We start from the raw sequence: 14,163 nt of genomic DNA, 5'->3' as shown, positions 1-14,163 counted from the left end.
CGTCAACGTAGCAAAGCCACACTTCCTACCCGCCGAAGATACGTATTGCCTTTCATCAGAATTTCGGCTTCAAACGTATAACTTCCAGAGGGCATGGGCATTCCGTTGAATTTACCATCCCAGCATTCACCAACTTTATCGCTATTGGCCGGAAAATCTTTCTGTTCAAACACAACTTCTCCCCAACGGCTCCGCACACGTAGCAGAAGAATCTTCTGAATTCCTTCGCCAAAAAGCGTCCATGTTTTACCGATGTTATCAGTTTCATTGGGCGTAAAGGCATCTGGAATAAATACTTCACAGGCAATGCCCTTTCCAACAGGTTGTGGCCCTGCCGATCCCTGACAAGCGGCCCCTCCCGACGATGCTACTAACGATACGCTATACTGACCGGGTTGCGACAACGACAAATCGACCGTTTGTCCAGTAAGCACCCGTCCATCGCTCACGTACCACTGCCACGTATCAACGTTTGTAGCCGAACCTGTCAGACGTATCTTGCCCGGCGCACATTGCTCGGCATCGCCCTCAACGGCGATGGTTGGTTGTGGTTTCTGACGTACCGTAACAGCTCTTGTGTATTTACTCTGGCACGCCGACGAACTACCCAGCAACGTCATGGTGATGGTATAACTTCCCGGCCGCGTATAGCTATGACCGGGTGCGTGCGTAACCGAATCGATAAGCGAACCATCGCCAAAATCCCACCGGAAACGAGTAGCCGGATTGGTCGTATTGGTAATCTGAGCCACCTGCCCCTGACAAATCGAAGGCGATTGCAATTGAAAATCGCCGATTGGTGCGGCAATGGTACGTATCGTTTTACGAGTCGAATCGAAACCACATTCTGTAATGGCTGTCAGCGAAATAGTATACGTAGTGTTGGCTTGCGCAAATGTCTGCTGCGGATTAGCCTGCGTCAGCACCAGCCCATTACTGAACCGCCAGATCCAACGAATGGGTTTTGGTGTAGTAGCGTCGGTAAACGTAACCGATTCGCCGGGGCAGGGCGTTGAATTGCTAATCGTAAAAAGTGGCCGCACCAACGTAGGCGAAATACGAATCGACGTTCGGCCCGTATCGCGGCCACATTCGTTGGTTACAACAAGCTGAATCTGAAATGTTTTCGTACTATCTCGGGCTGAAAACTGATGCGATAACGTATCAGCCGTGGAGCTAAACGGGTTACTCCCATCACCAAACAACCAGAGTGCGGGCTGACTCTGGCCCGTTGAACGGTTCGAGAATTTTACCCGCGCCGGTGAACAACGAAAAGTTGTCGAATCAACGCCAATTTCAGCTTTCACCAAAGGTCGCACCGTGATCACACTCGAAAACGACTGCGTACCACACGTATTAGTCGCCGTCAGCACAACCCGATAACTCTGCGCCTGACGCGACTGATTCTGATACGTATGCGAAACGGGCTGAAAAGCGGAACTACTCGGACCATCACTAAAATTCCAGATATACTGCACATCTGGATTCGCCGTTCCGGGTGTATTAAACGTAACGTTCATTGGCGAACAGCCCGTTGTCTGACTTGGCGTAAATGATACCGGAGTTGGCGGAGCCACCAATCGAATCACCCGACTTAACGTATCGCTACAACCACCAGAACCGACTCGTAAAAGCAGCCGATTCTGGCCCGCTGGCAACGTAATAGATGGTTGCTGAACGGTAGAAATGGGAGTTGTCTGTCCATTCAAAAACCACTGATACGTAGTAGCGCCAGTCGATGTATTTTGTATCTGAATCGCCGAGCCACTACAGGCGCCCGTTACGGTAAATGTAGCTTTAGGCCGACCAATGGAAACCGTTGCATTGGCACGAGCCTGACAACTTGCCGTACCGATAGCCAGTTCATACGTTAATGGTACCTGATTGGCCGTTATACCCGTCAGAAACAACGTATCATTTCGAACAGCGTTTGGGAAAGCCGTACTTCGCCAGACTCCTCCCGGCGTTGAACTTCGCAGTTTTACGAACGTAGCATTGCCACAAATTGCCGTATCGAAAGCTGTTACCTGTCCGCCTTCTACCGCAATCCGAATGGTATCGCTACGTCGGCAAACGCCAGTTCCCCGCCCATAAATCAGTGTATATTGGCCAATTGTACGTGGATTAAAAAACGTATTGGTTCCCTGTGTTTCGAGCAACGTTCGACCCGTACCACTCCATTCGCCATTAGGCAGGTTGGCCTGAACCGCAATCCGTGCCGTGCCAGAACATACGGCCGTCTGACGACCGGGAGCCGTTAGGTTAGGTGCCGTGATACGTATCGGGTCTGGTGGCTGTACAAAAAACGTATCACGCACCGTGCGTGTACCACACTGACCCGAAATCTGCGCCTGAACAATATACGGCGAGGTCGACAAGGGCGCATCAACCCCACTATTAGGAGCCAAAGGCTGCCCGTTGAAGGTATACGTAGCACCAGCAATTGGATTTTTCAATTGATACTGAAACGCGACACAACTATCGGGTTGCGGCACAATAGACAAAGGCGGCAAATCAACAACACGATGTTGACAGATAATGGGTTGCGACGTTCCGCAGTCGTTAAGAGCGGTCAGGGTAATGGTATAATTTCCGGTTCGGGTAAATTGTATTTTCGCAATGGGCGAGCTTCCATTTGTATTCTGAACGTAGCGATACGTATTGGGCGTAATGGTCCACTGATACCGCGATGCGTCGATGGATGCCGTTGCATCGAGCGACAACGTTCCGCCGTTCGATAGGCAAACGCCGATGGTATCCTGCGCCTTAAAATCGTAGCCAACCGTAGAATAGCTGGCTACCGGAGTTTTTTTAACCGGAACGGTAAATTGTTTGCTATCAGTGCCGCATGAGTTTGTGGCCGTCAGACTGACCACATACGATGAACGGGTGGTTGGAAATGTATGGCGAGGGTCTCGTTCTGTAGAGGTTGTGTTATCGCCAAAATCCCATTTATACTCAATATTGTTGACAATATCGGTAGAGCTTGGGCAGGTATTATTTCGAAACGTAATCGGCTTACTTTCACAAACATCTGGAATCGTTAACTGAACTCTTGGTTTTACCAGAAATACCAGATCACGAGTAATATTATCGCCCTGACAGTCCGTTACAATCTTTATTTCATACTTTAAAACACCTCCATTCCGGCAGTCTCTGGCAAAAGTACCTAGTTTGTAGGTGTGCCGCACCTGAATGGTACCGCTCCCGGTTATTGTTTCAATAGACGTATTATCACCCCAGTTGATCGTAAATTTTTTGAATGTACAGATCGACGCTGGTATTACGTTGAAGCACATCACGTAGGTCGTGTCGTTTTCGGATACGCAGCGGGTCAGGTTTCCCTGACAGGCATTTACATCGACAAGTTGGGCGCGGGCCGAAAAAGACCCGAAGAAAAGAAAGCTGGTTAGAACGAGGCAAAAAAACCAACCTGAACAAGTAGAAAAATGCATTTTGGCGACATGGTATAGATAGTATTGTAAATATATGGAATCAGACTAAAATATTCATTTACTTTACAATAAGCCATTTTTGAGCCTTAATAAGCTTCCGGCAGTATCCTTCTCTGGCTTCAGTTAACACACCATGAAGTTTTTTTTACTGATAGTTTTTTTTAGCGGTTTTTTCGTCTGTCCTGCGGTTGCGCAGGACCCGCAATTTTCTCAGTTCTACGCCAATCCACTTTATCACAACCCGGCCTTTGCCGGTAACTCCGGCGGCTCACGGCTCATTCTTAATTACCGAAACCAGTGGCCCGCCTTAGGCACCAATTACCAGACCGTAGCAGCTTCGTTCGATACGTATCTGGAGGCCGACCGTGGCCCGGTTGGCATTGGCTGGGGAATACAAGCTATTCATGATCAGCAGGCCAGCTTCGGACGTACCAGTACGGTTAGCATGATGGCTGCGCCCGACGTAACGCTGTTTCAGCAATCCAGCCGAACATGGCGGTTAATTGGTGGCGTTCAGGCTTCGCTGATGTCGAGTCGATACAATCCGAGTGGGCTAACTTTCGTCGATCAATTTTCGGCAAGTGGATTAAGTAATCCTGTCAGTTCCGACCCATTATCAGTAGCCAGTATCAGTCGAAATTTTCTGGATTTGTCGGCGGGAGTTTTACTGGAAAGCCAGCCCGACGATGCAGAGCAGGCTTCCTTCTGGTTCGGCAGTACGTTGCATCACATTGGAAAATCAACCGCCATTGGCCGCGACGATTGGGTTGGTCAGCGTTTTAGCGGTCAATTTGGCATTCGTTTCCCGATTGGCCTGTCAATTGGCGAACACGGGTTAGGCCACGAAGCCAGCCGTGATAAAAGTGTTACGTTCACAACGAACTATCGGCGACAGGGCAATAATCAACAGCTCGATGCGGGGCTAAATCTGACCTATTCGCCCGTTATGTTAGGCGTATGGTATCGAAACATTCCGTTTCGGCGGTATAACCAGACTACCCAACGCGATGCACTTGTTGGGCTGGTTGCCGTTCAGTTAGAGCGAATTATGGTTCAATATAGCTACGACATGACTATCTCATCGCTCAGTTGGGCGTCGGGTGGTGCGCACGAAATAACGGTCTGGTATGGCTTCGATTCACTATTCAGTTTTACGAGCCGACGCGGTAATGCCCGCCGACAAAGGAAATGCCTGAATTTCTAAGTATTGTCCCCAACAGGCTCCGGCTGTCAGATACGTAGTAATTACTACGTATCTGACAGCCGGAGCCTGTTGGGGACTTCGTGCGTTACTCGCCCCGCAACTTCATGATTAATGCTGTTTTCAGGTCGTGAAGATTTTTCTCGAGACCAACCGGGTAAAGGTGTGGGTTTACAAACCGTTTTACGCCCGGATGCAGGCTGGCTAATTGCGTCTGTACCCTCGCCCGAACCGCATGAATATCAGGAGTACTGTATACTTTTTTACCTTCCTGAAAAACCGTTACCAGTAAATCTTCATGAGTCTGCCCGGCCTCGAAACGACGACGTTTTGTAAAATCTAATGGGTCGATCATCACAGTTGGCTTATCGGCACCGTCCATTTCCTGATCATAAATCATATCGGCAATAAAACCGCGTTCGTCCTGAAAACGACGTACCTGCTGAATACCCGGCGTCGAGATCTTGATAGCCTGTTCAGAGAGTTTCATTTTGTACGACCACTCACCGGATTCCTGACGTAGCGCAGCTAATTTATAAACGCCACCAAGCGCTGGTTGATCATAGGCCGTTACGAGTTTTGTGCCTACTCCCCAGATGTTGATCTTAGCGCCTTGTTGCTTCAGGCTATTGATAATCGTTTCGTCGAGATCATTGCTGGCAACAATAGCCGTATCCTTAAAACCAGCCTCATCCAGCAATTTCCGAGCTTCGATACTCAGATAAGCCAAATCGCCGGAGTCGAGCCGGATACCCGCCAGCTTATGCCCCTGTTCCTTCAATCGACGCCCCGTTTCAATAGCGTGTCGAACGCCCTGAAGGGTGTTATACGTATCAACCAGCAGCGTTACGTTATTGGGCAATACGTTGGCATACGTATCAAACGCCTGTTGTTCATCATCAAACGACATTACCCAACTGTGGGCATGGGTACCGCGCACCGGAATATCGTAAAGTTTACCCGCCAGTACGTTCGACGTAGCGTCGCACCCGCCGATATAGGCAGCTCGGCTGGCTGTCATACCGCCATCAACACCCTGCGCCCGACGTAGCCCAAACTCCAGTAACGTATCAGTTTCGGCAACCAGTCGCAAACGGGCCGCTTTGGTCGCCACCAGCGATTCAAAATTGATGAGATTCAATAAGGGTGTTTCCAGCAACTGACACTGTAAGATTGGGCCACGAATCCGTATCAATGGTTCATTTGGAAACACAACCGTTCCTTCAGGAATCGCATCAATCGTGCAAGTCAGTTTCAACTGAGCCAGATACTCAATAAATGCCTCTTCGAAAAGCGGTCTGCCATCATTTCCGGTCAGGCTGCGGAGGTAGCGTAAATCTTTTTTTGAGAAGCCAAAATGGTCAATATAACCGATTACATTAGCCAGTCCGCAGGCAACGGTGAACCCCCCATTGAACGGGTTTTTCCGGAAATAAAGATTAAAAACAGCTTCTTTTTCAGCCGTTTCCGATTTCCAGTATCCATATGCCATCGTTACCTGATAGAGGTCGGTCAGAAGGCTCAGCGAAGTATCATACAGCTTGTTTGTCATAGGCACGAAGGTAGCATTTCAAGAGTTTACAGAAAATTTATAGGCTAAAAACAAAAAACCGGTTATTTTGGTCTGATAATTGTGAGGGCTGTTTTGCTTATAACCTCAAACTGCTCGACGTAACGAATAAATCTACAGCCAAAGCACCATCATGCAGAAATTAAGCCTTGCCCAGTCACTACAGCAGAAACTATCCCCGCAGCAGATTCAGTTTATTAAACTACTGCAGATTCCGACGGCTGAATTAGATGCTCGTGTTGAGGAAGAACTGGAAATAAATCCAGCTCTTGAAGAAGGTATGGATGAAGAATATGAGCAGAAAGATGAGGATTCATTTGATGAGGTAGAGGATTACAAAGACCGCGACGACGATCTGGATATCGACAGCTATATTCAGGACGAAGATTATGCTGGCTATAAAATGCAGGGCGACGGCAGCTATAACGATGAAGACCGTGAAATGCCACTCGCTACCAGTTCGAGCCTTACTGATTCGCTGCTTCAGCAATTTGGGTACCTGAATCTAACTGAAGACCAGCGGACTATTGGTTTACAACTGATCGGTAGTATCGAAGCCGATGGGTATATCCGGCGTCCTCTTCAGGCCATTGTAAACGATCTTGCTTTTGGCCAGAACGTATTAACCGATGCCGATGAAGTGGAGGATGTACTGCTTAAGATTCAGACATTCGATCCACCGGGTATTGCTGCCCGATCGTTGCAGGAATGTTTGATTCTGCAACTTCAGCGCAAAGACTCATCCGACCCGTTCAATAGTCTGGCAATCCGTATTATTGACGATTATTTCGACGAATTTTCGAAAAAACACTACGATAAAATCCAGCGTCGGTTGAATATCAGCGATGATTCGCTCAAGAAAGTAATCGACGTCATTATCAAATTGAACCCCAAACCTGGCTCGGTTGAGAGCGAAGACGGTACTGCACAATATCTACTTCCCGACTTTATTCTGACCAACAATAACGGCAAACTCGAATTGTCGCTAAACGGAAAGAATGCACCTGAGTTACGTATCAGCCGTTCCTTTGCCGACATGCTCGATACGTATGACAAGAGCAGCAAACAAAACAAGGCGCTGAAAGAAACGGTCTCGTTTGTGAAGCAGAAGCTCGATGCGGCCAAATGGTTTATCGATGCCATCAAACAACGGCAACAGACATTACTGAAAACGATGAACGCCATTGTTCAATTTCAGTACGATTTCTTCCTGACGGGCGATGAATCGAAGCTAAGACCTATGATTCTTAAGGATATCGCTACGTTGATCGACATGGACGTATCGACCGTATCGCGGGTCGCCAGTAGTAAATCGGTTCAAACTGAATTTGGTTTATATCCACTGAAATACTTCTTCTCCGAAGGTATATCGACCGATACAGGTGAAGACGTCAGCAGCCGGGAAGTCAAAAACATTCTCCGGGATTTAATTGATGGCGAGCCCAAACTCAATCCACTCTCCGACGACAAACTTGAAAAAATATTAAACGACCGAGGCTACAACATTGCCCGGCGGACAGTGGCGAAATATCGAGAGCAGTTAAATATACCCGTTGCCCGATTGCGGAAACAGTTATAATTAATGCTGAATGATGAACGATACGTGATGAGTGGCGTTGTAGCATTAACTTTGTAAAACAAAATGCGCTAACCAAGCATTTATCACTCATCACGTATCGTTCACCATTGACAAAGTCGTTTGCCAATTTCCTATCGGTTGTTTTTCATCCGTTACTTATGCCGACACTCCTGTTCGGCTTATTGCTTTTTCAGGTACCCAGCGTACTAAGCATGGATGCCTTTGGTGCTTCCTTACGGCTTAGTCTGCTCGTTCTGATTTTTATTGGCACATTTGCCGTACCATCGTTACTGATTTACTATCTGTTCCGAAGTGGCTACGTTCAAAGTCTGCAACTCACGACGTTAGCCGACCGGCGATTGCCCTATTTTCTGACCGCTTTTGTTTACCTATTTCTTGCTTATCTGTTCCGGTTTAAGATGGAGGGAGTATCAACACTAGCTCCCGAAATTGGGATACTCATTGCAAGTATTGCGGTTTCCATTCTGCTTGTTGGCCTCATTAGTTTAAGCTGGCAAATTAGTGCGCATGGAGTCGGTATCAGCGGTGTTGTTGGCGTAATTGGCGGTTTTCTGCTCCGCTACAGCCTAACGGATTTATTCAGCACATTACTGCTTTTGGTCATTGTTACGGGTTTTGTGGCTAGTGCCCGGCTCAGGTTAAATGCGCATACGGTGACTCAAGTTGGCGCAGGACTATTTTTAGGATTATCGGTTAGTCTAATAACCGTATACTGGTTCATGTAATTTTTCTCAACTTTATGCCAGCAGGCCCTACCGTATGGTTCGTCATACACCATTGAAACATGGCCTGATAAACCCTTTTCTATATGTTCGAAAACCTTCTTTATCAGGTGAGCGACGGCATTTGTCGCATTACTTTAAATCGTCCGCAGGTTTATAATGCGCTTAGTCCTGGCCTAATTCGTGACATAACATCGGCCATAGAAGCTGCCAGTACTGATGATCTGGTACGTGTCATTATCCTTACAGGAGCTGGCGATAAAGCTTTCTCTTCAGGTGCCGACTTAAAAGAAGGCGTTTCGCAAGCTGCTACGTTGGGGGGCACACTGGCTTTAGGTGATTCACTACGTACTACGTATCACCCCATGATTCTGGCCATGCGTAAACTACCCAAACCGATTATCGGACGTATCAACGGCATTGCCGCCGGAGCAGGTTGTTCACTGGCACTAGCCTGCGACGTAGTGGTCTGTACAGAGGAAGCGTATTTCAGCCAGATTTTTGTCAACATCGGTCTGATGCCCGATGCTGGTTCTACGTTCTTTTTACCACGTCTAGTTGGTCCCCAGAAAGCGTTTGAATTATGTAGTACAGGAAAACGGGTTTATGGCCCAGAAGCCGAACGTATCGGTTTGGTCAGTCGGTCGGTACCTGCCGCTGAATTAGACACAACTATAAACGAGCTAGCGGCTTTGTATGCAAAAGCTCCTACCCGTGCCATAGGATCGATGAAACAAATTTTGAATAAATCATTTTACTCAACTTTAGAACAGCAACTCGAACAAGAAGCTGAAAATCAGGACATACTGGGTCGTACACATGATGCGATGGAAGGTATTGGCTCATTTTTAATGAAACGCAGTGCAAATTTTTTAGGCGAATAGGTTGACAACATATCTTTTTCTCTCTACTTTTGCACTCCCAATCAACGGGAACGCATTCGTAGCTCAATTGGATAGAGCACCTGACTACGGATCAGGAGGTTTGGGGTTCGAATCCCTACGAGTGCACGAGATTAAAAAAATAACCCACTAATTTTCAATATATTAGTGGGTTATTTTTTTTTAAAATGCCCTTTCAACACTAGATATTACCCAAAATGTGACTAAGGGAGCTTCAAGCAATACTTCATCAAATATCAGTTCATTATAGCATGTAATACTGCTAATATTACGTTTAGTAATCAGTCAAGTATTTATGTGAGCTAACGAGACAATCACTATGCAATTACTACCTGGAGTTTTAGATGTTAAAGGGAAGCCATTTGAGCAAAGTATGTGGACTACGTTGATGGAACTCACAAAACATGACGAAGGCATCATGGGCTTTAGGAACCCCACGTTAGGAGTAAGAGATCTAGACGACGTTCCAAGTTTTATTATTAGATCTAGCACATACGGTATAATAATTTTCCATGTAGTTGATGATAAAATTTCAGGTATATATAGTGAGGATGATGAATATTGGGAAACTGAAAATACATACATATATTCTCAGGATATTATATTAGATAACTACTTTCAAAATTTTAAAACTAGATTATCATCTAATTCTAAACTATACAATAGAAAAGAGAATGCATTAAAATTTGAAGTTAGACGATATATTGTTTTTGCTTCTAATAGCTCAAGTGAAATTAATTCTATAGAAGGACTCGTAGATAGTCTATCTTGCGAAATAATATGTGCAGATAACTATTTAGAATATTTAGGGGTAATATTTAGTGAAACAGAGTATTCTATAGATATAGAATTATTGGATCTTATTGATTCTTTAATTGAGGGAACTAGTGTTTATAAAAAATTCAAAAAGGAAAGAATTGCTTCGGCGCTTGTCACTAAAAACGACTTTATTAAAAAATCTCTTGATTATACATGGAAACTTGACTCAACTCAAAGGGCTGTAGCAATGCAAATTCCTTCTGGACCGCAAAGAATAAGAGGTTTAGCAGGGACAGGGAAAACAATCATTCTATGCATGAAAGCGGCTAATGCTCATAAGACTTTTGACGATTTCAAGATTCTATTTGTCTTTAATAATCTTAGTATGTATTCTCAAATTGAGAAGAATATTCAAGATTATTATGTATGGGAGACACAAACCACTTATAATTCAGATAAGCTACAAGTTCGCCATGCATGGGGTGGGAAAAACGTTAGAGGTGTTTACTCCGATCTTTGCGAAGATTTAGGAATTACGCCAAAAACCTTTTTTGATGTTAGACATCTTCCTGACCCTAACAATGCTATTTTTGAAGATATACTGACTAATTACAAAGATCATATCAAACCTAAATATGATTTGATTCTAGTAGATGAAGCACAAGATTTCTCACCTTCCTTTTTTGAAATAATTTACCTTTTAGCAAAAGAGGAAAAAAGAATTGTTTGGGCCTATGACGAATTCCAGTCGCTAAAAGAGCTTAGAATAAGAGAACCTGAAGAACTTTTTGGCAAAGGACTAGATAATGAGCCAAATCTCCCTAATAGTGTATTGGAAGGAGAATATAGTGGTAGAATTCAAAAAGATTTTGTTTTACCTAACTCGTATAGAAATCCGAGAATAAACTTAATGATTGCCCACGGCATAGGATTGGGTTTATTTTCTGAAAACTTCAAAATTCCGATGCCAGATAAGAAAACTTGGGAAGCTAGGGGATATAAAGTAATCTCTCCTGACAAACCTAAGTTTGAAAAAGACGATCAGGTAGTAATTGAAAGACCTGAGAGCAATAGCAGAAATATTTTAGAAAGGCTCTTAAAGGAAAATTCTAGAGATGAGAAAGAGCTTATAAAGTTTAGAATGTTCAAAAACAAGCAATCTGAGCATGATGCTATAATAAATGAAATCCACAAGCTGGTTACTGAGGAGAATGTAGAGCCTGATGAAATTATTGTAATCACTTTGGATACTAAAAATTCTGATCCAGACTTTAAATATATACGGTCTCAGCTTAATATTTTGAACATCAAATGTATTACCCCAGGTTTTGTCGAAGAGTCTAATTTGTTTAAAGAACCAGGCAGGGTCACTCTGACAACCGCTTTTAGAGCAAAAGGAAATGAGTCAAATATTGTATTTGTGTTAAATGCAAATAGAGTAGTAAATGATTACTCATTTAGAGCAAGAAATGCCTTTTTTGTCTCAGTAACTAGATCTAGAGGCTGGTGCTATATAACAGCAAATCTTCAAAAGTATGGAATTGACCATGAAGTCAATTCCATACTAAATAACTATCCTCAATTTAGTTTTACTTTTCCTGACATGGTAGAGTATCATAATTCTATTAAGATAATGATGACCTCGGATAAGCAACTAGATATGTATCAACGGGAAATTGAGTCAAAAATGAAAGATGATGCTTACAGAGCTGTTTTTTTAGAAATGATAAAGAATGATCAAAGTCTTGCTGACGAAATAAAAAAGAAGCTGGATGAATAATATAAATGAGGCTCTTGAAAGGTTAAGTGCAATTAATAATGTTTTTTCTGAGTACATACTTGATACTAACTTTGTAAGAAAAACTAGTGTCATAAGCTGGCCTGACTACAAACCTGGAAATAGCAAATTCTTTTATGCAAGAGAATATGAATATCTATTAAATAATAGGCAGTATTCTTTCTTGTTTGCTGATAGAAGCTTTATGCAATGTTACTATTGTTTCGGTGAAAATGGAGGCGCAAGTATTTTGAAAGAAGTAAAACTATGTTATTATCCATATCCAGTTTTTTTAAAAGATACTATTGGTGATTATGAAGACTTTTTTGGAGAGTCAGAAGATCATAATCTAAGACAGTTTTACTATGATCTATATCTTTGTATATCAGAAGAGTTTGGCTTCAATGTGCAAACCCAAATAGACAATGCCAAAGAGCACTTTAAAAACATGTATGGTTATCAATGGCAAGAAGATAATTTAAGAGGTCTTGTATTTGACAAAGTTTATAACAATACTAATTATTCTCATATAAGAATGGACTATGACTATTCTGTAGAAACACATCATAAATGTGAATTACAATTTGGAGCAATAAAAAATATTAGATTTCCGGTAGATAGAATTCTTGATCCTTTTCTTTTTTTTGACTTAATATTTAGATATTTCTTCAAAGAAAGTTACAGAGATTTAATTAATTATAAATATTTGAAAAATTTCCTACTAGGCAGAAATTCATCAAACGTGATTGAAAATTTTAAAGAGAATAATATACATAAGACTTTAAAATTTTAATAAATGAATTTTTCAAATAGTAGTGATTAGTATAAAAAATAGCAAGAAAATACATGCTTTTCATACTAATCACTCTTAGTTATTTATGTATTGTAGAACCCTTTGCCAGATTTGTCATTATTTGCCCTTCTCTCTTTTTCTCTTCAAACCAAGCTCGTTCTTTGGCGGTCATAGAACCACCTTCTTTATTTACTCGTGTGAGACGTTTCATCCGGCTCATCATATCCTGCTCTTGTGCCATTGATAGAATAGTTACAGTTGCTTATTGTTTACCAAACTTTTGTTTGAAAAAGCTTAAAACTGCTGATTCATTATAATCTAAGTTACCATTCGCCTCTCTGGCTAGCAATTGGTTATACCGTCCAGCCAGGGCTTCCTCTTCACCCTCCTGCTCTAAGTTGTCGTCTTTATTATCATCTGGTAAGGGCACGGGTGCCGCTATTGTCTCGTTCGTTTTTGACTTGCCCTCAATGTATTTCACGAGGTCTACAAAATGATTCTTTTTTGTAATGTCGATGATGCCAGTCCCTGGATTACCATTTACCTCTGTTACGTACGTTTGCCCCATCTTCTCCCGAATCAAATCAACCCCGGCAAATTCTAAACCCACCGCTTTAGCTGCTTTAACGCACATTTCGATTTCGCTTTCACTCAGTTCAATGGAACGACCATTCCCCCCCTTGGATAAATTAGCTCTAAAATCGCCCTGGCTGGCCGTTCGTTCCATTGCTGATACTACTTTGTCGCCTATCACGATAGCCCGTATATCGGTCGGATTGCCACTGCTACTGTTATGAGCCTTTACAAAGCGTTGTAGCTTGACAGGTATATTGGCTTTATAAAAACTCTCCAGCGTTGTATTGGCCGCTAAAGGTGTTTCCAATATCGACACGCCTGCCCCTTGCGAACCTGTGAGCTGCTTGGCCACTACTGGCAAGCCCCCTGCCTTATCAATGGCGAAGGCAACATGATTCGACCGAACCGCAAATACCGTTAAAGGAGTGCGTACATTACTAGCGCTTAGTACTTGGCTCGTCCATAGCTTATCATGGGCTACCAACAAACCAATGGCTGTTTGTGGACTGTATACCTTTAGATTCTCGTTGAGATGCCGGAGGATCGACACACATAGAGGTAAATCAGCACCGATCCGGCTAATGATAGCGTCGAAAGAAGCCGCAAATAAGCGTGTAGGGCTTTCCAGATCGGGCGAACCATTAAAGATACGGTCATAGCCATTGACCTGCTCGGAGATGAACAAATAGAGATTGCGCGGGTCATGAACCTCATAGCTATGGCCAGCGTCGGTAATGGCTTTGATCAAATGTTTGGATGGGGTACTCGTACTCAGAACTAAAAGTTTCATTTGTTTTTGTTGTGTTTA

General features: G+C 43.5%; 10 protein-coding genes and 1 tRNA gene. 7 read left to right on the top strand and 4 right to left on the bottom strand.

Translation table 11 applies throughout. The features are described 5' to 3' along the window. Positions 1 to 2 precede the first annotated feature (2 nt). Positions 3 to 3,455, bottom strand: coding sequence for a PKD domain-containing protein (locus ACYVD4_RS12240; protein WP_460945896.1), 3,453 nt, complete (start codon positions 3,453 to 3,455; stop codon positions 3 to 5). A 133-nt stretch (positions 3,456 to 3,588) separates the two neighbouring features. Here ACYVD4_RS12240 and ACYVD4_RS12235 point away from each other — a divergent pair, with 133 nt between their 5' ends. Beyond that, complete coding sequence (locus ACYVD4_RS12235; protein ID WP_460945894.1) at positions 3,589 to 4,659, top strand: PorP/SprF family type IX secretion system membrane protein; 1,071 nt, start codon at positions 3,589 to 3,591, stop codon at positions 4,657 to 4,659. An 85-nt stretch (positions 4,660 to 4,744) separates the two neighbouring features. On the opposite strand, the gene ACYVD4_RS12230 is transcribed toward ACYVD4_RS12235, so the two are convergent. Beyond that, entirely contained in the window at positions 4,745 to 6,208 is a 1,464-nt protein-coding gene (locus ACYVD4_RS12230; RefSeq protein WP_460945892.1) for a nicotinate phosphoribosyltransferase, read from the bottom strand. A gap of 151 nt (positions 6,209 to 6,359) precedes the next feature. On the opposite strand from ACYVD4_RS12230, the gene rpoN reads away from it, so the two are divergent. The 6 genes from rpoN to ACYVD4_RS12200 all read left to right on the top strand — a co-directional run bounded on the left by rpoN (position 6,360) and on the right by ACYVD4_RS12200 (position 12,779). Then, positions 6,360 to 7,805, top strand: a complete 1,446-nt coding sequence (gene rpoN, locus ACYVD4_RS12225) for an RNA polymerase factor sigma-54 (protein WP_460945890.1) — start codon at positions 6,360 to 6,362, stop codon at positions 7,803 to 7,805. Positions 7,806 to 7,963: 158 nt separating this feature from the next. Then, entirely contained in the window at positions 7,964 to 8,551 is a 588-nt protein-coding gene (locus ACYVD4_RS12220; protein WP_460946221.1) for a hypothetical protein, read from the top strand. Positions 8,552 to 8,634: 83 nt separating this feature from the next. Continuing rightward, on the top strand, positions 8,635 to 9,432 hold the full coding sequence (locus ACYVD4_RS12215; RefSeq protein WP_460945888.1) for an enoyl-CoA hydratase/isomerase family protein: 798 nt from the start codon (positions 8,635 to 8,637) through the stop codon (positions 9,430 to 9,432). 52 nt (positions 9,433 to 9,484) lie between these two features. Next, a tRNA-Arg gene (locus ACYVD4_RS12210) sits at positions 9,485 to 9,558 on the top strand. Between the two features lie 211 nt (positions 9,559 to 9,769). Beyond that, positions 9,770 to 11,989, top strand: coding sequence for a DEAD/DEAH box helicase (locus tag ACYVD4_RS12205; RefSeq protein WP_460945886.1), 2,220 nt, complete (start codon positions 9,770 to 9,772; stop codon positions 11,987 to 11,989). Continuing rightward, the gene (locus tag ACYVD4_RS12200) at positions 11,982 to 12,779 is read left to right on the top strand and encodes a hypothetical protein (RefSeq protein WP_460945884.1); all 798 of its coding nucleotides are present in this window, start codon (positions 11,982 to 11,984) and stop codon (positions 12,777 to 12,779) included. Before ACYVD4_RS12205 ends, ACYVD4_RS12200 begins: the two co-directional genes overlap by 8 nt. A gap of 79 nt (positions 12,780 to 12,858) precedes the next feature. Here ACYVD4_RS12200 and ACYVD4_RS12195 read toward each other — a convergent pair whose 3' ends face one another. Beyond that, on the bottom strand, positions 12,859 to 13,020 hold the full coding sequence (locus ACYVD4_RS12195; protein WP_460945882.1) for a hypothetical protein: 162 nt from the start codon (positions 13,018 to 13,020) through the stop codon (positions 12,859 to 12,861). A 21-nt stretch (positions 13,021 to 13,041) separates the two neighbouring features. After that, entirely contained in the window at positions 13,042 to 14,145 is a 1,104-nt protein-coding gene (locus ACYVD4_RS12190) for an ATP-grasp domain-containing protein (RefSeq protein ID WP_460945880.1), read from the bottom strand. Positions 14,146 to 14,163: the final 18 nt, after the last annotated feature.

The sequence above is a fragment of the Spirosoma daeguense genome (assembly GCF_054776875.1).
Note: the sequence above shows the minus strand (reverse complement) of the source record. Positions and strands in the feature narration are given on the sequence as shown.